Raw genomic sequence first — 546 nt, 5'->3', positions numbered from 1 at the left:
GCAGGTCCGGGTGACAAAGCCCGCTTCGGACAACACGATCGCCCGCATCATCAGACTCGTGGAGGAGGCGCAGGACGCGAAGGCGCCCACCGCTCGCTTCATCGAGCGGTTCTCGGCCATCTACACGCCCATCGCCGTCGCCGTGGCGGCCCTGGTCGCCGTCGCGCCGCCACTCGTCGCCGGCGCCGACTGGGACACCTGGATCTACCGTGGCTTGGCACTGCTGCTGGTCGCCTGCCCCTGCGCCCTCGTTCTGTCGACGCCCGCGGCCATCGCCTCCGGCCTCGCCGTCGGCACTCGGCGCGGCTTGCTGGTCAAGGGCGGCGGGGCGTTGGAGGCGATCGGGCGGATCCGCACGGTGGCTTTTGACAAGACCGGAACACTGACGGAGGGGCGCCCGCGCGTGACCGACCTCCTCGCTCTCAACGGTTCTGAGCGCACGATGCTCGGCCTCGCCGCTGCGGTGGAGAATGGCTCCAGCCACCCGCTCGGCCGGGCGATCCTGGAGCGGGCAGAGGCAGACGGTATCCCGCTGCGCCCGGCCAA

The 546-nt window shown here is 71.2% G+C and carries 1 protein-coding gene; it reads left to right on the top strand.

Annotated features, from left to right (window positions below; genetic code table 11):
* Window positions 1-546 (top strand): HAD-IC family P-type ATPase (locus D9599_RS30865; protein WP_198385155.1); only part of this gene is annotated, 546 nt, incomplete at both ends.

This window comes from Roseomonas sp. KE2513 (assembly GCF_016107305.1).
Taxonomy (GTDB): Bacteria; Pseudomonadota; Alphaproteobacteria; order Acetobacterales; family Acetobacteraceae; genus Roseomonas.
The sequence above is the reverse complement of the archived record's forward strand: the minus strand, read 5'-3'. Positions and strand labels throughout refer to the sequence as shown.